Here is a 23,431-nt window from a genome sequence, read left to right on the forward strand (position 1 = left end):
AAGATTCATTGTGCTATAATTTAGGGTGTCTTTCAGAATAAAGAAATTATAGGAATGTATAAATGGATAAAATAATTGTCAAGGGTGGAAATACCCGCCTTAAAGGAACTGTAGAAATTGAAGGAGCAAAAAATGCTGTTTTGCCTTTGCTTGCAGCGACACTTTTGCCAAGCGAGGGAGAGATTATTCTTCGTAATGTTCCTATCTTGAGCGATGTTTACATGATGAACAATTTAGTGGATCATCTTGGAGTTGACTTAGAGTTTTCAGAAGAAAGCAAGACGGTTCACGCACAAGCAGCTTCTAAAGTAAAAACAAAAGCACCCTACGAATTTGTAAGCAAAATGCGTGCCTCTATCGTTGTAATGGGTCCAATTTTAGCTCGAAACGGGCATGCTCGTGTCTCAATGCCCGGAGGTTGCTCAATTGGTTCGCGTCCTATCGATCTCCACTTGCGTGGCTTTGAATTGATGGGGGCGGAAATTACTCAAGAAGCGGGTTACATTGAAGCTAAGGCTGAAAAGCTACGTGGTGCACATATCTATTTGGACTTCCCATCAGTAGGTGCCACACAAAACTTGATGATGGCTGCAACTCTAGCAGAAGGAACAACAACTTTAGAAAATGCAGCACGCGAGCCTGAAATTGTTGACCTTGCAAATTGGCTCAATAAGATGGGTGCAAATGTCAAAGGTGCTGGTACAGATACAATTATTATCAAAGGTGTTGAAAAAATGCATGGAGCTAACCACGCAGTTGTACAAGACCGTATCGAAGCTGGAACCTTCATGGTAGCAGCGGCAATGACACAAGGTGATGTGTTAATCAAAGATGCGGTTCGTGAGCACAACCGTCCCTTAATTTCTAAATTGATTGAGATGGGTGTGGAGTTTGTCCAAGAAGATGAAGGACTTCGTGTTCTAGGTCCTGAAATCTTAAAAGCAACAAATGTAAAAACTTTACCACATCCTGGTTTCCCAACAGACATGCAATCGCAAATGACTGCGGCTCAAGCTATCGCTAAGGGTGAATCAACAATGATTGAAACGGTTTTTGAAAATCGTTTCCAACATTTAGAAGAAATGCGTCGTATGGGCTTAACGGTCGATATTACACGTAACACAGCCATCATCCAAGGCACACGAAAATTACAAGGTGCACAAGTTAAATCAACAGATTTACGTGCAAGTGCAGCATTAATTTTGCTTGGTATGGTTGCGCAAGGTCAAACTACAGTACGTAAATTAAGTCACCTTGATCGTGGTTATTACCGCTTCCATGAAAAATTAAAATCACTTGGAGCAGATATTGAACGTGTTCCAGAACTTGAGGAAATTGATGATTAAAAAAACGATTAAAGTATTAGGCGTTCGCCTTTCATTAGTCTTTTTAGTTCTTGTACTTGTCCTTATAGCAGGTGCAGCGGGCTTGATGCTAGGCTATGGTGTGCTAGGCGGCGGACAAGCGTCCCGTGTTTTTAGTGGCGACCTATGGCAAGAAGTCATACAACGTTTAAATCCATAAAAGTTTGCTTTTGCAAGCTTTTTTTTTGACTTAAACTCAAAGAAAAGCGCGAAAAATAATTGTTCAAAAAGTTGAATTCACTCAGTTTTTATGCTATTCTAGAAAGGTATGAAATTTCTGAGCTCAAGGCTCATAAATAAGGAGAAATAATTAATGACTGCAAGTTTTGAAAAAACTGGTGTTAACACTGGTACACTCTCATTTTCAATCGACCAAGAAACAATCAAAAACGGTCTTGACAAAGCTTTCAATAAAGTAAAAGGTAATATCTCAGTGCCTGGTTTCCGTAAAGGTAAAATCAGCCGTCAAATGTTTAACCGCATGTATGGTGAAGAAGCTCTTTTCGAAGAAGCTTTGAATGCCGTATTGCCAACTGCTTATGATGCAGCTGTAAAAGAAGCAGGTATCGAACCTGTTGCTCAACCAAAAATTGATGTCACTAAAATGGAAAAAGGTTCTGACTGGGAATTGACAGCTGAAGTAACTGTTAAACCTGAAGTAGAACTTGGTGACTACAAAAACTTGGAAGTTTCAGTAGAAGCAACTAAAGATGTTGCTGATGAAGAAGTTGAAGCACGTTTGACACAAGAACAAAACAACCTTGCTGAATTAACTGTTAAAGAAGGTAAAGCTGAAAACGGAGATACAGTAGTTATCGACTTTGTTGGTTCTATCGATGGTGTTGAATTTGAAGGCGGAAAAGGTGCGAACCACAGTTTAGAACTTGGTTCAGGTCAATTTATTCCTGGTTTTGAAGAACAACTTGTTGGCACTTCAGCTGGCGAAGAAATCGATGTGAAAGTGACTTTCCCAGAAGACTACCAAGCTACAGATCTTGCAGGTAAAGAAGCAGTTTTCGCAACTAAAGTTAACGAAGTTAAAGCAAAAGAAGTTCCAGAACTTGATGATGAATTAGCAAAAGATATTGACGAAGAAGTTGAAACTTTGGATGAGCTCAAAGCTAAATTCCGTAAAGAACTTGAAGATGCTAAAGCTGAAGCTTATAACGATGCTGTTGAAACTGCAGCTATCGAAACAGCTGTAGCAAATGCTGAAATCAAAGAAATTCCTGAAGAAATGATTCACGAAGAAGTTCACCGCGCAATGAACGAATTCCTTGGTGGAATGCAACAACAAGGTATCTCTCCAGAAATGTACTTCCAAATCACAGGTACTACTGAAGAGCAATTGCACGAACAATACCAAGAAGATGCTGGTAAACGTGTGCGTACAAACCTTGTTATTGAAGCAATTGCTAAAGCAGAAAACTTCGAAACTACAGATGAAGAAGTTAAAGCTGAGATTGCTGACTTGGCTGCACAATATAACATGCCTGTTGAACAAGTTGAAAAACTTCTTCCAGTTGACATGCTCCAACACGATATCGCAATGAAGAAAGCTGTTGAAGCAATCACAGATTCAGTTAAAGTTAAATAATTGTTTTATATAAAAATAAAAACTCATAGCCTTTGGTGCTGTGAGTTTTTTTATTTTCTAAAAAAAAAATGAATAGGTTGTCAATCCAATTTTTTGACAGTAAGTTTAGATAATGGTTTAATGGTTTAAAAACATAAACCAATAAGGGGTAATAATGAAATTTGAGCATTTAAAACATGAACTAAGTGAAGTCAGCGACTTTTTAATTGCTTTAGGTGATGAAAAGAGACAAGCAATTATTATTAAGTTACTGGAGAAGAGTGATTGTAAAGGCATACAAGTTGGAGATTTAATCGAAGCAACAGGCTTATCGCGCCCCGCTATTTCACATCATTTGAAAATCTTAAGACAAGCAAAGATAGTCAATTATCGTTCAGAAGGAACAAGAAACTTTTACTATCTTGAACACGATACATCAGAAATTATGAAATTACAACATTTTCTGGATGAAGTAACAAGGATAATGAAAGGAAAGCAAGAAAAATGAATAAAGTTTTGATTGTCGAAACAAATATTAAGCGTTATAAGAATACCGATGAAGCGACAGGGCTTTGGCTGGGCGAGAGTGCAGAATTTGTTGATGAACTCCAAAAACATGGTATTGCTTATGACTTTGTTAGCCCAAATGGTGGCTATGTTCCACTTGACCCACGGAGTATGAAATATATGGATGAAGCCATTTGGAACATTTATGAGCGGCAAGACTTTGTCGAAAGAGCTTTAAAAAAGACTTTGAAACCTGAGGAAGTAATCTCGCAAGACTATCGTGCCATATATTTCACAGGTGGCCACGGTGTGATGTGGGATTTTCCAGATAATCCAGAAATAAAAGGTATCGCCCAAGCTATTTATGCGCATGGTGGTTATCTCACTTCCGTTTGTCATGGTATCGCCGGTTTACTTAATCTTAAGAACCAAGAAGGTCAATACATCATTTCAGGGAAAAAGATAACGGGTTTTACAACAGCTGAAGAAGTTCTTGCAGGCAAGAAAAAAATCGTTCCTTTTCTCAATGAAGAGGTAGCCAAAAGCCGTGGGGCAACATGGTGCAAAAAAAGATTCTATAAAGATTTTGCCCTCCAAGATGGGCAACTTATCACGGGACAAAATCCGTTTTCTGTAAGGTCAGTCGCTAAAATGCTTATAAAGGAGATTGCATAATGCAAACAATACTAGGAAGTAATGGACAGATTGGTCAAGAGCTGGCCAAGGAACTTTTTAAAAAATATACAAAAGACATCAGGCTTGTGAGCAGAAAACCTCGCAAAGTAAACCCAACAGATAGCTTGTTTTCGGCTGACTTACTGAAGGCTGAAGAAGCACGCGCAGCGATTGCTGGCAGTGCGATTGTTTATTTTACAGCCGGTTTACCGATGGATTCTGAGCTTTGGGAAGAACAATTTCCTCTGATGATGAAAAATATCATTGACGCATGTAAGCTGCACCAAAGTAAGTTGGTTTTCTTTGATAATACCTATATGTACCCTAAAAATGCGGAAATACAATATGAAGACACTAAATTTGAACCGAGGGGAAGAAAATCCACGGTACGTGCCCGATTAGCAGAAATGGTAATTGAGGAGATAGAGAACCATTCGCTCGAAGCTGTAATCTGCCGCGCGCCGGAGTTTTATGGCCCAGGTCAGACGCAGAGTATAACAAATACAATGGTCTTCAATGCAATTAAAGAGAATAGAAAAATAAAAATTCCCTTGAGTGCTACTCGTTTGAGAACCTTGATTTGGACACCCGATGCTAGCCGTGCAATGGCTCTCATAGGGAATGATGCGGATGCTTATGGTCAAACTTGGCATTTGCCATGCGCACCAAGCTTGATTTACCAAGACATCATTACACTTTCAGAAGAAATCACAGGAAAAAAACTTCAATACACAATAATTAAGATGTGGCAATTCAAATTGGCGGCCCTTTTCAGCCAAAAAGCGAAAGAATTGCAAGAGCTTCTTCCGCGTTATGCAGAGGACAATGTATTTAATTCAGACAATTTTAAAAAACATTTTCCAGAGTTTGAAGTAACAAGCTTTGAAGCAGGTGTAAAACAGGTGCTTTTAGAGAAATAGCCTTATGAAAAACTTCCTGATGGCTCGTCTTAATTCATTTGATATCCAGAAGGCAAAATGATAAACTTTTAAAGAAAGAGGAAAGGGATTAAGAAACATGAAAGAGATAAAAAATATTATTTTTGACTGGGACAATACACTCTTTCCTTTTAAAAAATATTGGGAAACAGCACACCGAAAAGTTTTTTTGGACTTGATTGATTTTCAGGATGAATTTTCTATAGATGATTTTATGGCAAAGTATCGTGAAGTGGATGAGCAACTCTGGCCTTTAGTTCACGAAGGGAAAATGACGATTGAGCAGCTGCGCGAAGAGCGTGTGCGCCAGGTCTTGGATTACTACGCAATTCACTATAAAGAAAACTTTGTGCGCCTGTTCTTTGACATTTTTTTGACAGCTTTACTTGAAGAGATAGAAGTTGATCAGAATTTATTGTCTAAAATGCAGGAGCTCTCCCAAAATTATAATATTGCTATTTTAAGCAATGGGGAGAGTGGAGAGCAAAGAGAAAAGATTAAACGTTTTGGCTTTGAAAATCTGTTTCCAGTTTATATTTCGGCCGAAACTGGCTTAACCAAACCTGATCAAGCAGCTTTTTATAATATTTTAGATAAGGAAGGCTTTGATCGTGAAGCAACACTTATGGTTGGAGATCTACTTGAACATGACATTCTTCCAGCACAAAAACTTGGTTTAGCCACTGCTTATATAGGACATGACGATAAGGAAATCGCAGATAAAACCTATGAAAGCATCGAAGATTTCCTTGAAGATTTTTTGAAATAAAGAAACTTGAAATTTCCTTTATTTTCCTGTAAAATGATAGAGTTATCAGTGCCGTCTGTAGTGTAATGGATATCACGCAAGATTCCGGTTCTTGCGATGGGGGTTCGATTCCCTCCAGACGGATAAATTTTTTATTTTGAGCGCTGTAAGACATTGTGAGAAGCACAATGTTTTTTACATTTTGATATTCTCTTTTCTGACTTAATGAACAGGTGGAAACGATGAGAGACAAGCATCAAAGTAGAAAATGTTTTTTATTTGATTCCAATAATGGATAGGAAAGAACATAATTAGAATATTGAGGAAGATATGGATATTCAATTTTTAGGGACGGGCGCGGGCCAGCCATCACGAACGCGAAAAACACAGGCTATCGCTTTGAAGTTACTCGATGAACGTAACGAAATATGGCTATTCGATTGTGGCGAAGCGACCCAACATCAAATTTTGGAAACGTCAATTAAACCAAGAAAAATCACCAAGATTTTTATTACACATTTGCATGGCGATCATATTTTTGGTCTACCGGGTTTTCTATCTAGTCGTTCTTTCCAAGGTTCAAGTAAAGATGAGGAACATACGGACTTGGAATTATATGGACCAAAAGGTCTGAAAGACTTTGTGATGACGGCTCTGCGCATGTCGGGTTCGCGTCTTGGATACAAGATTCACTTTCATGAAATTGAAACGCCTGGTAAGATATTTGAAGATCAAACCTTTGAAGTATATGCTGATACCTTAGATCATACAATTTTTTGTCTCGGCTACCGTGTAGTCGAAAAAGATCGTCCTGGAGAACTAGATGCTGCGGCTTTGAAAGCATCAGGTCTACCTTTCGGTCCCCTCTTTGGCAAAATAAAGAATGGTGAAACAGTAGAGCATGATGGGAAAGTTTTTCATCCAGAGGACTATATTGGCGCAGATAAGCAGGGGAAAGTTGTCACTATTCTTGGAGATACCCGACGTACACCAAGCGCTGTTCGTTTAGCGGTTGGGGCAGATCTTTTAGTTCATGAAGCAACTTATGAAGCAAAAGAAGCAAAAATGGCCCGCCGACACGGACATTCGACCTCAAAACAAGCAGCAGATGTTGCTCAGGAAGCAGGTGCAAAACGTTTGGTGCTCACGCATATTAGTGCACGCTATGTTGGCCCACTTGTAGCTCAGCTTGCGCAAGAAGCACGAGCTGTTCATCCTAATTCGTATGTGGCGAAAGATTTTTATGAAGAAAAAGTTGAGTAAAAAGAATATTGTAATTACAGGCGCTAGCGGTGATATAGCACAAGCACTTGTTCAGCGTTTAGAGGATCATAACCTTATCTTGATCAGTCGCTCGCTTCCTCAGCCAGACATGCCTGAAAAAGTAGATATCCTCATTAATAATGCAGGTTTTGGAGAGTTTACAGAGTTAAGTAACTTATCGGATGAGCAAATTGATGAAATGTTCAAGGTGAATACGTTAGATCTGATTAAACGGACGCGTGATTTGCAACCACAGTTGCAAGTAATTAATATTGCATCCATAGCAGGAAAATTACCTACAGCGAAATCGACCGTATATGCAGCTTCCAAAGCCGCTGTTCTCGCTTTTTCTGATGCTTTACGTTTAGAAAAACCCGATCTTATCGTGACAACAGTCAACACAGGGCCGGTCCGCACAAAATTTCACAAAGACAATATGGACTATTTGGAAAAAGTGGGCGAAAATGCGGTCAGTGCAGAATATGTTGCGGATAAGATTGAGCAGATTTTAGGGAAAAATAAAAGAGAATTGAACTTACCTGTCCAGCTGGCTTTCGTTGCGAAAGTCCGTGCGCTTTTTCCAAGTCTTGTAGATAATATAGGAAATAGGTTTTTTAATTATAAATAAATCTTCAAATAAGCAGTCGAAGTGGAGGAAACTTGATTAAATCAAAATATATATGGAAGTTAACTGAGTCAGACTTACCGGATGAGTTTCTTAAGTTAAGTAAAAAATATAAATTAGATACACTGGCAGCGCAAATTTTGTGGCAACGCGGCATAAGGGCAGAAGAGGAGATTCAAGCTTACTTGAATCCTGACCTTCAGCAATTACATGATCCGTTTTTGTTGCACGATATGGAAAAAGCCGTTCAAAGAATTTTGACTGCAATTGAAAATGGGCAAAATATCTTAATATACGGTGATTATGATGCGGATGGTATGACGGCAAGTTCCGTCATGAAATCAGCTTTAGATGAATTAGGAGCGGAAGTTCAGGTCTATCTTCCTAACCGCTTTACTGATGGTTACGGACCAAATCTTGATGTCTATAAATATTTCATTCAAAATGAAGACATTGATTTGATTATTACCGTGGATAATGGTGTGGCTGGTCATGAAGCCATCGCCTATGCACAAAGTCAAAATGTTGATGTTATCGTAACTGACCATCACAGCATGCCAGAAGTACTGCCAGAAGCTTTTGCAATTGTGCATCCTGAACACCCAGAATCAAACTATCCTTTTAAGTATTTGGCTGGAGTAGGAGTAGCTTTTAAAGTCGCAACAGCTCTTTTAGACTATATTCCTTCAGATATGCTTGATTTGGTGGCAATCGGAACAATTGCGGATATGGTTAGTCTTACTGATGAAAATCGTATCTTGGTGAGTCATGGACTAAAAGTATTAGCGAATACTGAGCGTGCAGGCTTGATGGAACTCATGCGTCTCTCAGGAACTGATTTTGAAAAGGTGAATGAGGAAACGATTGGTTTTCAAATTGCCCCTCGTTTGAATGCTCTGGGGCGCTTAGATGACCCAAACCCAGCGATTGAACTATTAACAGGCTGGGATGAAGAAGTGGCTGCTGAAATTGCGCAGATGATTGATGAAAAAAATAGCGAGCGTAAAGTAATTGTAGAAAATATCTTCAATCAAGCCCTCACAATGATAACGGACGAGCCCGTACAAATTCTGTATCATAAGGATTGGCATAAAGGTGTTTTAGGTATTGTTGCCGGACGTTTACTTGAGCAATTTCACAAACCTATCATTATGTTGGCAGAAGAAGAGGGGATTCTTCGAGGATCAGCACGTTCGATTGAAAACTTTAATATATTTGAAGCACTCAACGAACACCGTGAACTTTTTATGGCTTTTGGTGGCCACAAACAGGCTGCTGGGATGACTTTTGCCTTGGAGAATGTGGAAGCAATCAAGCAAGTGATGCTCGACTTTATTCAAGAAAACGATATCGATATGTCAGGAAAAAGTTCACTAGAAGTTCAGGGCAGTTTGCAGTTTGACGAGATTAGCTTAGAGACGATTAGGAGTTTAGAAAAGTTATCTCCTTATGGTATGGACAATCCGAAGCCTCATTTTCTCCTTACGGATTATCAGGTTGAGCAAGCACGTAGTATGGGAAAAGACAACAGTCATCTCAAACTTAAATTAGTACAAAATGGACAAGCTTTAGATGCGGTTTACTTTGGGCATGGAGCTGAAAGCCTAGAATTTGAACAAAGTGATACAGAACTTGTCGGTACCTTATCTAGCAATACTTGGAATGGTACAACAACTGTTCAGCTTATGGTGGCTGATGCTAGAGTAAATGGTGTTGAGCTTCTGGATATTCGAAGTCGACAAGTTGAATTGCCTAAAAATACAATACGTTTTGTCCATAATGAAGTGAAAAATGGTACAATAGAAGAAGTGCTTATTATTGAGGAAGCCCCAACTGATAAGGAAGCCTTATCTGCTTTGGCGGAATTAATACATGAGCAGGAATTTGAATTGATTTATTTCAAAAATACAATCAAGAAAAATTATTATTTGACGGGAGCGGGGACGCGTGAGCAGTTTGCGCGCTTCTATAAAGCAATTTATCAGTATCCTGAGTTTGATATACGTTTTAAATTGAAAGACTTAGCAAATTATTTGAAGATACCCGATATTTTACTGATAAAGATGATTCAAATATTTGAAGAACTGAATTTTGTCACTATTGACAATGGCATGATGAGTGTGAATAAAGCCGCCGAAAAGCGTGATATTTCTGAAAGTAATATTTACCAAGAGCTTCAAGAAATTGTTGCTTTTCAAGAACTTTTCGCCTTATCCCCTGTCAAAGAAATTTATAAAAAATTAAAAGAGGAAGATGCACATGCAACTTAAAGATTACATTGCAACGATTGAAAATTACCCAACAGAAGGTATCGTTTTCCGCGATATCTCACCACTTATGGCTGATGGAAATGCCTACAACTATGCAGTTACTGAAATTGTGCAATATGCACGCGATAAAGAAATTGATGTAATTGTTGGCCCAGAAGCGCGTGGATTCATCGTTGGATGTCCTGTTGCTTTTGCACTTGGTGTTGGTTTTGCTCCTGTGCGTAAACCAGGAAAATTACCACGTGAAGTTATTTCAGCAGACTATGAAAAAGAGTATGGTACAGATACATTGACAATGCATGCTGACTCTATTAAGCCAGGACAACGTGTTCTGATTGTAGATGATCTCTTGGCAACAGGTGGAACAGTAAAAGCTACTATTGAGATGATTGAGCGTTTGGGTGGTATCGTTGTTGGGTGTGCCTTCTTTATTGAACTTGATGACCTTAAAGGGCGTGAAAAACTCGGTAACTATGATTATAAGGTATTGATGCATTATTAATTTCATCCTACCAAGCAAGACGGAAAACGACATATAATGAAACAGTTTAAATCCGTTTACATATTGACAATGAAGCGAATTTAATATAATATAGAAAAAGAAAATCTGAAAGAGAGCAAAAAAGTTTGAAAATTGAAGCATTAGAAGGACAAAATATCGAAGAACTTTCAATGATTGAAGTTGCTCATGCAATTTTGGAACAAAATGGTAAGGAAATGGCTTTTGCAGAAATCTTGAACGCCGTTCAAGACTACTTGAAAAAGTCGGACAATGAAATCAAAGCCACAATTGCACGTTTTTACACAGAAATGAATACAGATGGAAGCTTTATTCCATTAGGAAATAACATTTGGGCACTGCGCTCATGGTACGCGATCGACGAAATCGATGAGGAAGTAATTGCTCTTGATGAAATTGACGACGAAGAAGAAAAAACAACTAAAAAACGTACAAAAGTTAATGCATTCGGTATCGAAGATGAAGTGGATCCTGAAGATGAACACATCGACAAAGGAAACGATGCAGATGACATGACTTATGATGATGAGAATCCAGATGATGAAAAAGATGAGGTTCAAGCTTATGATGCTGAACTTGCTGAAGTTGAACTGGATAACGTGGATGAAGACGTTGAACTCGATGAAGAGGACGACGATGATGACGACAGCGACTCAGAAGAGAATTAAAATCTAAAAGAGTGAGGTCCCTGACCTCGCTTTTGTGAATATTACCCAACAAACTTACGCTTCACTGTTTAAAAAAAGAGGGTGGCGTGATAAGGAGGATTAACCTTGGTAGAAAAAGATACGGAGAAGTTTTCGAGAGAAAGTTTCAAAGATAAAATCTTGCGTGAACTTGAAGAAGGAAATCGAGCCAACACGGATGGGACTTTTGAAAACTATGCCCGTGAATCCAACAAAGAACTTTCTTCAACCCCGAGTAGACATACTCGGCGAGAACGTGCTGATTTTTCGGATATTCAACGTCCAACTCCATTTAAGTTGACAGAAGAACTGGAAAATCCAGAAGTAGAGGGACAAGCTAAAATTTCCGAAGATGTAGAATTTCCTGAAAAAGCTGTTTCTGATCAAGTGAAAACAGAAGCATCAGCACATGAAGAACGTCCAGACTTTGCAAGTGTTCGCGAGCAAATGCTCCAAGCGAGCCAAGGACAAAGTTATTCACGACTTAGACGCAAGACAAAAGAGTCTGATAAAGAAGTTGTTGATGAATATGAGCAACCTGAAGCACAAGCAAGTGATGCTGCAGAGCCTCTTGGCGAAGAGACGACTCACAGACAAAGAAGTCGTCGTGCAGCAGTAAAATCGGATGCGGAAGCTGAAGAAATGCAGCCCAAGTCGAAAGCGAAAAAATCCAAGAAGAAAGTTTCTTCTGGAAAGATTATTGCTGTTATCGTAGCTGTTTTAATTCTGGCTGCGGCAGGGACTGGTTTTTACGGTTATAATTTCATCAAAGAAGGTGTACAACCGCTCAATACTGCAAATACAACCAAACGCGCCATTAACATTCCAGCGGGAGCAAGCAGTAAACAAATCGGAGATATCTTACAACGAGAAGGTATTATCAAAAATGGTATGGTTTTCCAATACTATACTAAATTTAAAAATTTCAGTGGCTTTAAGAGCGGCTACTACAACTTGGCGCCTAGCATGAACTTGTCGGATATTGCAAGTCTTTTGGAGCAAGGAGGAACCGAACATCCTGTGGAACCAACTCTGGGCAAAATTTTGATTCCTGAAGGTTATACATTGGAACAAATTGCTCAAGCTGTTACAGTGAATTCTGCGGATAAAGATGAAAAAACACCTTTTACTAAAGATGAGTTTATGAAGACTGTACAGGATCAAGCGTTCATCGAAAAAATGAAAGAGAAGTTTCCAAAACTTCTTGCAAGCTTACCAAGTAAAGACAGTGGTGTGAAGTATCAACTTGAAGGTTACCTCTTCCCAGCAACTTATGAGTATACGAAAAAGACAACTGTTGAAAGCTTAATTGAGACCATGCTTTCAACAACTAATACACAGCTGGAACCTTTGTATGAACAAATACAAGCGAACGGACTTACGGTCAATGAAACCTTGAGTTTGGCTGCCATTGTCGAAAAAGAAGCGAATAGCGATGATGATCGCCGTAACGTTGCACAGGTCTTCTTTAACCGTAAAGATTTAGGGATGACGATGGATTCTAATACAGGAATCTTTTATGCTGAAGGTAAGCTAGGTAAGGATACGTCGCTTGATCAGCAAGCTGCAATTAATACACAATTAGACTCACCTTTCAATACTTATTTGTACCCAGGTTTTGGTCCTGGACCAATCGTGAGTCCAAGCTTGTCGTCAATCAAAGCAGTGCTTAACCCGACTGCGAATGATTATCTTTATTTCGTAGCAGACGTTGAAGGTAAGATTTACTTTGCGCAAACACTTGAAGAACAAAACATCAATGTTCAAAAGTATGTCAATGATGCGATTGCGTCGGGTAATTAATTAGAAATTTAAAAAGGATAAAAAATGGTAGAAAAAACTTTCCCCATGACCAAAGAAGGTCTGGAAAAATTAGAACAAGAATTAGATAACCTTAAATTGGTTAAACGCCCTGAAGTTATTGAACGCATCAAAATTGCACGTAGCTACGGTGACCTTTCAGAAAACTCAGAATACGAAGCAGCAAAAGATGAACAAGCCTTTATTGAAGGTCGTATCTCAACTGTGGAAACAATGATTCGTTATGCTGAAATCGTAGACAATGCTAATATTGACAAAAATGAAGTTGCTCTTGGTAAATCAGTTGTTTTCCAAGAAGTTGGAGATGACGAAGAAGAAGAGTACGAAATCGTCGGTACTGCTGAAGCTGATCCATTTTCAGGCAAAATTTCAAATGAATCTCCAATCGCTCAAGCCTTGATTGGCCGTAAAGTTGGCGATGTTGTGAAAATTCCGTTGCCTATGGGTGAAATCGAAGTTAAGATTGTTGATGTCAAATAAAATAAAAAAATCTGCTTTTAGCGGATTTTTTTATTTTAGAGACGTTTCAGCCACTATTTTTGGTAAAAAATTAAAATTTTCGATATAATAGTCAATAAAGGTCAAAGATTGGAGGTTCTATGTCTGCCCAAAATACTTCAGATATTATCGAAGCTTATTTGCGAAAACTGCTAGAAGAGGCACGTGAGATTGAGATTAAACGTGCAGATTTAGCCAGTCAATTTGACGTGGTTCCTTCGCAAATTAACTATGTGATTAAAACCCGTTTCACCCCATCTAAAGGCTTTGATGTTGAGTCAAAGCGTGGTGGTGGCGGCTATATTAAAATATTCAAATACCATTATTCGGCAAAGCATGAATTCTTGCTTGATTTAGCACAGAAGTTGCCTGCCAACTTGACCGAAAGTATGGCACAAGATGTCTTGCAACTTTTATTTGATGAAAACATTTTGACTGAACGAGAAGGAAATCTTCTCCTTTTGCTTTTAGCTGATAGTGATATTTCTAACAGTTGTCGAGCACAAATGATGATAAAAATACTACAGAGATTGGATCGTGATGATGAAATTTAATGAAAAGGACTTTACACCACAAGTCATAAAAGTGCTTGAGAAGTCTGTCGACTATGCGCACAAGTTTAACTACGCTTGGGTTGAAAGCTCGCACTTATTGGCTGCCTTGGCTGAGGTCCCGGCTTCATTGGCATTTACGCTACTTAATTCAGAAAAGATTGATTTGGAAGAAATGTTAATCGACATCGAAGATTTTTCAAGTCAAGTGAAGACAAAAAAATCAGAAATAAAGCTTAGTCCAAGAGTGGAAACGATTATTGAGCAAGCACGAGCACTGGCTCAAAATAATGATAAAAACCGCATCGGGACCGAGCATCTCTTATATATGCTGTTGGCAAATGAAGCCAGCTTTGCAGGACAACTTTTACGTGAGCAAGACATCAATATCGTTAACCTCCGCAAAAAGCTAGAGCAAAAAGCATATCTACGTGTACCAGAGCGCCGTAAAGCGGTGACACCAGCTTCGAAAAGAAACCTGTCGGGGAAAGTGTCCGAAACAACGACAACGCCTACTTTAGACACGGTATCAACAGATTTGACAAAAGCAGCCCGTGAAGGCAAGCTTGATCCCATGATTGGAAGAGAGCGTGAAGTTGAACGTCTTATCCACATTTTGAGCCGTCGAACAAAAAATAATCCCGTTCTTGTTGGTGAGCCAGGTGTTGGTAAGTCAGCGATTATTGAAGGTTTTGCGACACGTGTGGCTGCAGGAAATGTTCCTGTAGGTTTACGCGGCAGCCGCATTATGGCTTTAAATATGGCGATGGTCGTAGCGGGGACAAAATTCCGTGGTGAATTTGAAGATCGTTTGACGGCTATTGTTGATGAAGTGACACATGATAAAGATGTTATCGTCTTTATCGATGAACTCCATACCATTATTGGTGCTGGTGGCGGCATGGACTCGGTCAACGATGCCTCAAACATTTTAAAACCAGCATTAGCACGGGGCGAGTTCCAACTCATTGGTGCTACCACTTATCAAGAATATCAAAAATATATTGAAAAAGATGAAGCCCTAGAACGCCGTTTTGCCCGTGTCAATGTCGAAGAACCCTCAGAAGAGGAAACGGTTGCGATTTTACAAGGCTTGAAAGAAAAATTTGAGGCTTACCATACAGTCAAATTTGAAGAAGGGGCTTTGGAGCGTGCTGTCAGCTTGAGTAATCGCTATATGCCTAGTCGTCGTCTCCCAGACAAAGCTATTGATCTTCTTGATGAAGCAGCAGCCAAAGTTAAAATCACGAGTAAAACAAATTATACCAAGTTAGACGAGTTAAAAGCAGAATTAAAAGCGGAAGAACTGAGATTACAAAAAGCAGTTGTTGCTCTTGATATTGTTGAAGCGCAAGGGATTGAAAAAGATATTGAAAAATTAACGCACAAGATTGATAATTTTACAGTATCGGAAAATGATAATCCTTTGGTGGAGGAAAGCGATGTTTATGCTGTCGTTTCTAACCTTACAGGAATCCCACTCCAACAGATGACGAAGACAGAAAGTGAACGTCTGATTAACTTAGAAAAAGAGTTACATAAACGTGTGGTTGGACAGGAAGAAGCGATTTCTGCTGTTTCTCGTGCCATTAGACGTGCACGTTCAGGGATTGCCGATACGAGACGTCCTTTGGGCTCATTTATGTTCCTTGGTCCGACAGGAGTTGGGAAGACAGAGCTTGCTAAGGCTTTAGCGGAAAGTGTTTTTGGCAGTGAAGAAAATATGATTCGTGTAGACATGAGTGAATTTATGGAAAAATTCTCGACATCGCGTCTTATCGGAGCACCTCCTGGATATGTAGGTTACGATGAAGGTGGGCAATTGACAGAGCAAGTCCGTAATAAGCCTTATTCTGTTATTCTCCTTGATGAAGTCGAAAAGGCCCACCCTGATATTTTCAATATCATGTTACAAATTTTGGATGATGGTTTCGTTACAGATACCAAAGGACGTAAAGTTGATTTCAGAAATACGATCATCATTATGACATCTAACTTGGGTGCAACGGCTATTCGTGATGATAAAACGGTTGGTTTTGGGGCTAAATCAATTTCAACGGATTATCCAGCTATGAAAGCAAGAATCATGGAAGAGCTGAAGAAACAGTACCGTCCAGAATTTCTCAATCGTATCGATGAAACTATCGTTTTCCATTCACTGACAGAAAAAGAGATTGAACAAGTCGTGAAAATCATGAGTAAATCTCTTGTATCGCGTTTGAAAGATCAAAATATCAAAGTAAAATTTACACCTGCTGCTTTGAAAGTTATTGCTGATAAAGGATTTGATCCTGAATACGGTGCCCGCCCATTGCGTAAAGCTCTGCAACGTGAGGTTGAAGACACGCTCAGTGAACAATTGCTTGCCGGCGAAATTCATCCAGGGGATACGATTTCGATTGGTTCTTCTAATAAAAAGATTAGAATAAGTGTTATTGATTGACTTGTAAGCGATTATATATTATAATTAAATTAGAAATAAAGAAAGGACGGTTCTTAAACTTGACTGTCCAGCGCCTGCAAAACAGTGAAGGTTCAATACAAGAGCCGTTAAGGTAGACTCTATGATCAAATATAATATCCGTGGTGAAAATTTTGAGTTAACAGATTCAATCCGCTCGTATGTTGAAGATAAGGTTGGAAAACTTGAAAAATACTTTAACGATGGTCATGAAGTAACAGCCTATGTAAATCTTAAAGTTTACTCCGACAAACGTTACAAAGCAGAAGTTACAGTTCCTGCTAAAAATGTAACTTTGCGTGCAGAAGATACAGCAGCTGACATGTATGCAGCTATTGACTTTGTTGAAGAAAAACTAGAACGTCAAATTCGCAAGTATAAAACACGTGTAAACCGTAAATCTAAGATTAATGTTCCTACCGGACAAGCTTTCGGAGACGAGTTTGCACCACTTGATGAAGCTGAAGAAGTAAATGAAGATCAAGTAAAGATTGTTCGTACAAAACATGTTTCCTTGAAACCAATGGATGCTGAAGAAGCAGTCCTTCAAATGGACATGTTAGGACATGATTTCTATATCTTTACAGATGCAGATACAGACAGTACTAATGTCGTTTACCGCCGTGAAGATGGCAACATTGGTTTAATCGAAACCAAATAAGATTTAAGTACAGAAACTGTATCAAGAAAAAAGTCAAGCAAAAAAGCTTGGCTTTTTTTGTTATCTCTGTACTTCTGTGACATTTTGCATCTGTAATCGTTTACCGTAAATATAACAGTTTAACTTAAAATTCAAACTGTACTAGTAAAGAAAGTGCAAACATTCCCATATATCCCTTGAAATTAGTAAACTGTATGATATAATAAAAGCGTAATCTGAAACAGAAAGACCAAAGGAGATTTTCTACATGAAAACAGAAACTAAAGAAATCTTTGAGCAAGCCTGGGAAGGTTTCAAAGGATCAGACTGGCAAGATAAAGCAAGCGTTACGCGCTTTGTTCAAGCCAACTACAAACCTTATGATGGAGACGAAAGTTTCCTCGAAGGACCAACAGAACGTACGCTTAAAGTAAAAGATATTATCGAAACAACAAAAGCGCACTATGAAGAAGTAGGATTCCCATTCGATACTGATCGTGTGACTTCTATTCACAAAATTCCTGCTGGTTACATCGATCCTGAAAACAAAGATCTCGAATTAATCTACGGTATGCAAAACAGCGAACTTTTCCGTTTGAACTTCATGCCAAAAGGTGGTCTTCGTGTAGCAGAAAAAATCTTGACAGAACACGGACTCAGCGTTGATCCTGAATTGCACGAAGTGTTGGATACAACAATGACTTCTGTAAATGATGGTATCTTCCGTGCTTATACATCAGCTATCCGTAAAGCACGTCACGCACACACAGTAACTGGTTTGCCAGATGCTTATTCACGTGGACGTATCATCGGTGTTTACGCACGTCTTGCGCTTTATGGTGCAGACTACTTGATGAAAGAAAAAGCACGCGAATGGGATGCAATCACTGAAATCACAGAAGAAACTATCCGTCTTAAAGAAGAAATCAATATGCAATACCAAGCACTTGATCAAGTTGCTAAATTTGGTGATCTTTATGGACTTGACGTTCGTCGTCCAGCCTTGAACACTAAAGAAGCTATCCAATGGATCAACATTGCTTACATGGCTGTATGTCGTGTTATCAATGGTGCGGCTACATCACTTGGACGTGTGCCAATCGTTCTTGATATCTTTGCTGAACGTGACCTTGAACGTGGTACTTTCACTGAACAAGAAATTCAAGAATTCGTTGATGATTTCGTATTGAAACTTCGTACAATGAAATTCGCGCGTGCTGCTGCTTATGATGAACTTTACTCTGGTGACCCAACATTCATCACAACATCAATGGCAGGTATGGGTAATGACGGTCGTCACCGTGTTACAAAAATGGACTACCGTTTCCTTAACACATTGGATACAATCGGTAACGCTCCAGAACCAAACTTGACAGTACTTTGGTCTGATAAATTACCGCATGCCTTCAAACGTTATGCAATGTCAATGTCTCATAAACACTCTTCTATTCAATATGAAGGTGTAGAAACAATGGCTAAAGAAGGCTACGGCGAAATGTCTTGTATCTCATGTTGTGTATCACCACTTGACCCAGAAAATGAAAACGAACGTCACAACCTCCAATACTTCGGAGCGCGTGTTAACGTTCTGAAAGCGATGCTTACTGGTTTGAACGGTGGATATGACGATGTTCATAAAGACTACAAAGTGTTCGACATCGAACCTGTAACTGACGAAATTCTTGACTATGATACAGTTATGGAAAACTTTGACAAATCATTGACTTGGTTGACTGATACTTATGTGGATGCAATGAACATCATCCACTATATGACTGATAAATACAACTATGAAGCTGTACAAATGGCCTTCTTGCCAACACGTGTTCGTGCGAACATGGGCTTCGGTATCTGTGGTTTCGCCAATACAGTTGACTCACTTTCAGCAATCAAATATGCGAAAGTTAAAACAATTCGTGATGAAAACGGCTATATTTATGACTACGAAGTTGAAGGCGACTTCCCACGTTACGGTGAAGATGATGACCGTGTAGACGATATCGCTAAACTTTTGATGAAGATGTACTACGAAAAACTAGCTTCACACAAACTTTACAAAAATGCTGAAGCTACAGTTTCACTCTTGACAATCACTTCAAACGTGGCTTACTCTAAACAAACAGGTAACTCACCAGTTCATAAAGGTGTATTCCTCAATGAAGATGGTTCAGTGAACAAATCTAAAGTAGAATTCTTCTCACCGGGTGCTAACCCATCAAACAAAGCGCGCGGTGGATGGCTCCAAAACTTGAACTCTTTGGCGAAACTTGAATTTGCTCATGCAAATGACGGTATCTCATTGACAACTCAAGTTTCTCCACGTGCACTTGGTAAAACACGTGACGAACAAGTAGATAACTTGGTTCAAATCCTTGACGGTTACTTCGGACAAGGTGGACAACACGTTAACCTTAACGTTATGGACCTTAAAGATGTTTACAGCAAAATTATGGCTGGCGAAGACGTTATCGTACGTATTTCTGGTTACTGTGTAAACACTAAATACCTCACACCAGAACAAAAACAAGAATTGACTGAACGTGTGTTCCACGAAGTTCTTTCACAAGATGATGATGAAGTAATGCACACATCTAATATCTAATGAAATGTAGAAACAATCTCTCCTTTGGGAAGGTTGTTTTTTGCTTATTTATATAAATTAAGCAAATTCTGTTTTTTTTAACGATAATACTTACTTTCTGCAGTGGAAGAGGTAGTGAATGGACAATTACAACAGTCCGAAGCCCTTTCTGGACTGGAAAAATATCGTTTTTGCTTCATGGGGGCGTAATTACTGAATATCGTATCATGAGTTGTGCTATAATAAAGCTATGAAGAAAGTAATCGGTTTGACAGGTGGAATAGCTTCTGGGAAATCAACGGCGGTTGATTTTTTGCGTTCTCAGGGCTATCCGATCATTGATGCGGATCAAGTGGTTCGTGAATTACAAGCCCCAGGTGGCTCCTTATATCAGGCGATTCTACAAGAATTTGGCCCTGCCTACTTTGATGAGAAAGGACTTTTGGTTCGGCGAAAGTTGGGCGACTTAATTTTCTCAAATGATGAAGCGCGAGAAAAACTAGCATTGCTCCAAAATCATATTATTCGCCAAGAACTCTATAAGAGACGTGAAGCACTTTTGAAGGATGATAAGGTTCAAAAGGCCATAATTATGGATATTCCCTTACTCATCGAACAGGCTTATGATGGTTTTGATGAAATATGGTTAGTCGCTGTTCCAGAAAGCATCCAAATTGAGCGTATCATGAGTCGGGATAATATGACAAAAGAAGAGGCAGAAGCGCGTATCAAAGCTCAAATGCCTTTGTCAGAAAAGAAGAAGTATGCCACACGTATTATTGACAGTTCAGGAACAATTCCTGAAACTTATGAAAAAATCACAGAACTGTTAAAAGCAGTAGAAAAGAGGGATTAAAACGAGTAAATCAACAAAAAACAGAAAAGTTAATTGGAAACAAAATTTGTGGATCACATGGATTGGCTGTTTTATTGTGGGCTCATCTTTTTCACTGGTGATGCCATTTTTGCCCCTTTATATTCAAAGCCTAGGAGTGACAGGTTCTAATGTAGAGCTGTTTTCTGGTATTGCTTTTGCTTCGACAGCTTTGGTCTCAGGCTTAGTTGCTCCTATGTGGGGAAAATTAGCGGACAAATACGGCCGGAAACCCATGATGGTCAGAGCTTCTTTTGCCATGACCTTTACCATGTCTGCGATTGCTTTTTCTCATCATATGGGTGGCTATTGGTGGCTACTGCTCATGCGCAGTCTTATGGGCTTCTTTTCAGGATTTATTCCCAACTCGATAGCAATGATCGCTTCTCAAGCACCGAAAGAAAGTTCAGGTTATGCCCTGGGTGTCTTATCCACTGCAATGATTACGGGAACTTTGATTGGCCCTTCTATCGGTGGTTTATTGGCACAATGGTTTGGGATGGCGAATGTCTTCCTTATCGTTGGGAGTCTGCTAGCTCTTGCAACAATTCTAACTGTCTTTTTTGTCCATGAAAACTTTGAACCTGTAACGAAAGATAATATGTTATCTACAAAGGAAATTATCAATCGTGTAAGTAACAAGCATATCCTTTTTGGCTTACTTATTACCAGCTTCATTATCCAAGTCACCACACAATCAATAGAGCCATTTGTGACCCTTTACATCAAAACATTGACTACAAATACAAATAACTTAATGTTTATCTCAGGTCTTATTGTATCTGCAGTTGGCTTATCTGCAATGATGTCTTCTAGTACATTGGGTAAATTAGGAGACAAATATGGCGCACATCGGCTGATTTTAATCGGTTTAGCTTTTAGTTTCGCTATGTATTTACCGATGGCTTTTGTAGAAACCCCTCTTCAATTAGGAATCTTAAGATTTATGCTGGGGTTCGGCACGGGTGCTCTGATGCCTTCCGTCAATTCCCTTTTGGCTAAAATCACCCCTAAGGAAGGTGTGTCACGGATCTTCGCCTATAACCAAATGTTTTCTAACTTTGGTGTTGTTGTAGGTCCGATCGTTGGCTCAGCAATTGCAGGTTGGGTTTCCTATCGGATGGCGTTTATTGTGACAAGTCTTTTCGTAGTTGTTAATTTCTTTTGGTCCTTGGCTAATTTCCGGAAATATTTAAGAAAACGGAGCATCGTAGAATGAGAGTGAAAATAACTTTAGCTTGCACAAGTTGTAAGAGTAAAAATTATATTAGCAGTAAGAATAAAAGCAGCAACCCTGATAAAGTCGAAACGATGAAGTTTTGTCCAAAAGAGCGCATGGTTACATTACACCGAGAAGTTTAAGTGCTATGAAGTATTTTTCATTCTAGAAAAACCATTTATTTTTAAAATAATTGCACATCTGTAAAAATGAAACTGAAAAAATGGTATAATAAAAAATGTTAAAAAATAATAGAAATGAAATGATAACATAAAATGAATGATGGATTGAAGAAAGCAAACTTCCTGAACTATTCTATTTTGATTCCCTACCTGATAATGTCAGCTGTAGGTATCGTGATGGTTTTTTCAGCAACAGTCCCATATCAGCTGGCGAAGGGACTTTCACCTTATAAAATGGCAATCAACCAAGGCGCGTTCATGTTGCTGAGTTTTGTTGCTATTGCAGTGATTTATCGGATGAAACTCCGAGCTCTTAAGAGTAAAAAAATGATTGGCTGGGTTTTATTTCTTTTGATCTCAGCCATGATTTATTCGCGTGTCGGTCCAAATACTTCTGCAAATGGCGCACACGGCTGGATTCCCATCCCAGGTGTGGGAACGATTCAACCTGCTGAATATGCAAAATTTTTCGTTGTGTGGTATCTGGCTTCTGTCTTTTCCGAAAAGCAGGATGAAATATATGAAAAAGATATCGCAGCAATTTTCAAAGGGAAAACCATTTGGCAAAAACTATTTGGTGGATGGCGCTCTGCGATTCTCGTAATGTTAGGGATTTTGGTTATCATGCCAGACTTGGGTAATGCTTCTATTATGGCGATGATTACAGGAGTAATGATTGCTTCGAGTGGAATCTCTTGGCGTTGGTTTAGTGGCTATGGCAAGATAATTTTGGGAGCTATGGTTGCCTTTCTTGCCTACCTTTATGCCGTAGGTGGCGATGTTATCCCGGGACACTATGTCAATGCACGTTTTAAGGCAATGGTTAATCCTTTCGGAGGCTTGTCAACATATGGTCACCAAATGGCCAACTCCTATTACGCCGTAAGTAATGGCGGATGGTTTGGTCGTGGACTCGGAAACTCTATTGAGAAAAACGGTTTTCTACCTGAAGCGCACACGGACTTTATCTTCTCGATTGTCATTGAGGAGCTGGGTCTAATCGGAGGGATTCTTGTTCTCGGCGTATTGTTCTTTATGATTGTTCGTATCTTAATGGTCGGTATCCGTGCAAAAAGTGCGTTTAATTCGATGATCTGTATCGGTATTGGTTCTACCCTTTTGATTTCAGTATTTATCAATATTGGGGGAGCCTTTGGGATTATTCCGGAAACAGGGGTAACATTCCCATTCCTATCGCAAGGAGGATCATCATTCCTTGTGTTGTCTTTGGGGATTGCTTTCGTACTCAACATTTCGGCAGATGAAAAACGTAGAGAAGTCAGAGAGCTTTCAAGTACATATGCTAGAAATGTTTAATATTAAATGCTAAAGTTAAGAAAAAGCTAATCAAATTAGCTTTTTTTATAAAGTTTGTATGTTGTGAAAATTCATAATTTGGTTGCTGATGCTTTCTAATACTCAATGTCTCTAT

At 39.1% G+C, this 23,431-nt stretch carries 22 protein-coding genes and 1 tRNA gene; all 23 read left to right on the forward strand.

Annotated features, from left to right (window positions below):
• Positions 1-62: 62 nt before the first annotated feature.
• The 23 genes from murA (at position 63) to J0J35_RS10445 (ending at position 23,316) form a co-directional block, all read left to right on the forward strand.
• A complete protein-coding gene (murA, locus tag J0J35_RS10335; RefSeq protein ID WP_019292629.1) occupies positions 63-1,346 on the forward strand; it encodes a UDP-N-acetylglucosamine 1-carboxyvinyltransferase in 1,284 nt (427 codons plus the stop codon).
• Positions 1,339-1,524 carry a DNA-directed RNA polymerase subunit beta gene (locus J0J35_RS10340; protein ID WP_019292628.1) on the forward strand — a complete coding sequence of 62 codons (186 nt, stop codon included), beginning with the start codon at positions 1,339-1,341 and terminating at the stop codon, positions 1,522-1,524. Before murA ends, J0J35_RS10340 begins: the two co-directional genes overlap by 8 nt.
• A 153-nt stretch (positions 1,525-1,677) precedes the next feature.
• Entirely contained in the window at positions 1,678-2,961 is a 1,284-nt protein-coding gene (gene tig, locus J0J35_RS10345; protein WP_019292627.1) for a trigger factor, read from the forward strand.
• Positions 2,962-3,115: 154 nt separating this feature from the next.
• Positions 3,116-3,448 carry a helix-turn-helix transcriptional regulator gene (locus tag J0J35_RS10350; protein ID WP_019294159.1) on the forward strand — a complete coding sequence of 111 codons (333 nt, stop codon included), beginning with the start codon at positions 3,116-3,118 and terminating at the stop codon, positions 3,446-3,448.
• Positions 3,445-4,122, forward strand: coding sequence for a type 1 glutamine amidotransferase domain-containing protein (locus J0J35_RS10355; RefSeq protein WP_019294158.1), 678 nt, complete (start codon positions 3,445-3,447; stop codon positions 4,120-4,122). The genes J0J35_RS10350 and J0J35_RS10355 overlap by 4 nt, the downstream gene beginning before the upstream one ends.
• A complete protein-coding gene (locus J0J35_RS10360; RefSeq protein ID WP_206916879.1) occupies positions 4,122-5,042 on the forward strand; it encodes an NAD-dependent epimerase/dehydratase family protein in 921 nt (306 codons plus the stop codon). Before J0J35_RS10355 ends, J0J35_RS10360 begins: the two co-directional genes overlap by 1 nt.
• A gap of 97 nt (positions 5,043-5,139) precedes the next feature.
• A complete protein-coding gene (locus J0J35_RS10365; protein ID WP_206916882.1) occupies positions 5,140-5,829 on the forward strand; it encodes an HAD family hydrolase in 690 nt (229 codons plus the stop codon).
• 51 nt (positions 5,830-5,880) lie between these two features.
• Positions 5,881-5,952: transfer RNA gene (locus J0J35_RS10370), tRNA-Arg, on the forward strand.
• Between the two features lie 186 nt (positions 5,953-6,138).
• Entirely contained in the window at positions 6,139-7,071 is a 933-nt protein-coding gene (rnz, locus tag J0J35_RS10375) for a ribonuclease Z (protein ID WP_206916884.1), read from the forward strand.
• Complete coding sequence (locus J0J35_RS10380) at positions 7,052-7,699, forward strand: SDR family oxidoreductase (protein WP_206916886.1); 648 nt, start codon at positions 7,052-7,054, stop codon at positions 7,697-7,699. Before rnz ends, J0J35_RS10380 begins: the two co-directional genes overlap by 20 nt.
• 32 nt (positions 7,700-7,731) lie before the next feature.
• Entirely contained in the window at positions 7,732-9,966 is a 2,235-nt protein-coding gene (gene recJ, locus J0J35_RS10385; RefSeq protein ID WP_206916889.1) for a single-stranded-DNA-specific exonuclease RecJ, read from the forward strand.
• Positions 9,956-10,468: an adenine phosphoribosyltransferase gene (locus J0J35_RS10390; protein WP_003134000.1), complete on the forward strand. Its 513-nt coding sequence runs from the start codon at positions 9,956-9,958 to the stop codon at positions 10,466-10,468. The genes recJ and J0J35_RS10390 overlap by 11 nt, the downstream gene beginning before the upstream one ends.
• A 125-nt stretch (positions 10,469-10,593) precedes the next feature.
• A complete protein-coding gene (gene rpoE / locus J0J35_RS10395; RefSeq protein WP_003134001.1) occupies positions 10,594-11,154 on the forward strand; it encodes a DNA-directed RNA polymerase subunit delta in 561 nt (186 codons plus the stop codon).
• Positions 11,155-11,259: 105 nt separating this feature from the next.
• Entirely contained in the window at positions 11,260-12,975 is a 1,716-nt protein-coding gene (mltG, locus tag J0J35_RS10400; RefSeq protein WP_019294152.1) for an endolytic transglycosylase MltG, read from the forward strand.
• A gap of 24 nt (positions 12,976-12,999) precedes the next feature.
• A complete protein-coding gene (gene greA / locus J0J35_RS10405) occupies positions 13,000-13,473 on the forward strand; it encodes a transcription elongation factor GreA (protein ID WP_019292667.1) in 474 nt (157 codons plus the stop codon).
• Between the two features lie 119 nt (positions 13,474-13,592).
• On the forward strand, positions 13,593-14,045 hold the full coding sequence (locus J0J35_RS10410; RefSeq protein WP_019292666.1) for a CtsR family transcriptional regulator: 453 nt from the start codon (positions 13,593-13,595) through the stop codon (positions 14,043-14,045).
• Positions 14,035-16,485 (forward strand): ATP-dependent Clp protease ATP-binding subunit, encoded by a 2,451-nt coding sequence (locus J0J35_RS10415; RefSeq protein WP_029345874.1) that lies wholly within the window; start codon positions 14,035-14,037, stop codon positions 16,483-16,485. The genes J0J35_RS10410 and J0J35_RS10415 overlap by 11 nt, the downstream gene beginning before the upstream one ends.
• 121 nt (positions 16,486-16,606) lie before the next feature.
• Positions 16,607-17,164 carry a ribosome hibernation-promoting factor, HPF/YfiA family gene (hpf, locus tag J0J35_RS10420; RefSeq protein ID WP_003134010.1) on the forward strand — a complete coding sequence of 186 codons (558 nt, stop codon included), beginning with the start codon at positions 16,607-16,609 and terminating at the stop codon, positions 17,162-17,164.
• A gap of 247 nt (positions 17,165-17,411) precedes the next feature.
• Positions 17,412-19,745: a formate C-acetyltransferase gene (pflB, locus tag J0J35_RS10425; RefSeq protein ID WP_019292664.1), complete on the forward strand. Its 2,334-nt coding sequence runs from the start codon at positions 17,412-17,414 to the stop codon at positions 19,743-19,745.
• Between the two features lie 229 nt (positions 19,746-19,974).
• Positions 19,975-20,580: a dephospho-CoA kinase gene (gene coaE, locus J0J35_RS10430; RefSeq protein ID WP_019294150.1), complete on the forward strand. Its 606-nt coding sequence runs from the start codon at positions 19,975-19,977 to the stop codon at positions 20,578-20,580.
• A gap of 46 nt (positions 20,581-20,626) precedes the next feature.
• Complete coding sequence (locus tag J0J35_RS10435; protein WP_206916892.1) at positions 20,627-21,817, forward strand: multidrug efflux MFS transporter; 1,191 nt, start codon at positions 20,627-20,629, stop codon at positions 21,815-21,817.
• On the forward strand, positions 21,814-21,960 hold the full coding sequence (rpmG, locus tag J0J35_RS10440) for a 50S ribosomal protein L33 (protein ID WP_014024306.1): 147 nt from the start codon (positions 21,814-21,816) through the stop codon (positions 21,958-21,960). Before J0J35_RS10435 ends, rpmG begins: the two co-directional genes overlap by 4 nt.
• 132 nt (positions 21,961-22,092) lie before the next feature.
• Positions 22,093-23,316, forward strand: a complete 1,224-nt coding sequence (locus tag J0J35_RS10445) for an FtsW/RodA/SpoVE family cell cycle protein (protein ID WP_206916896.1) — start codon at positions 22,093-22,095, stop codon at positions 23,314-23,316.
• Positions 23,317-23,431: the final 115 nt, after the last annotated feature.

It is taken from the genome of Lactococcus sp. LG606 (assembly GCF_017309645.1).
Lineage (GTDB): Bacteria > Bacillota > Bacilli > Lactobacillales > Streptococcaceae > Lactococcus > Lactococcus petauri.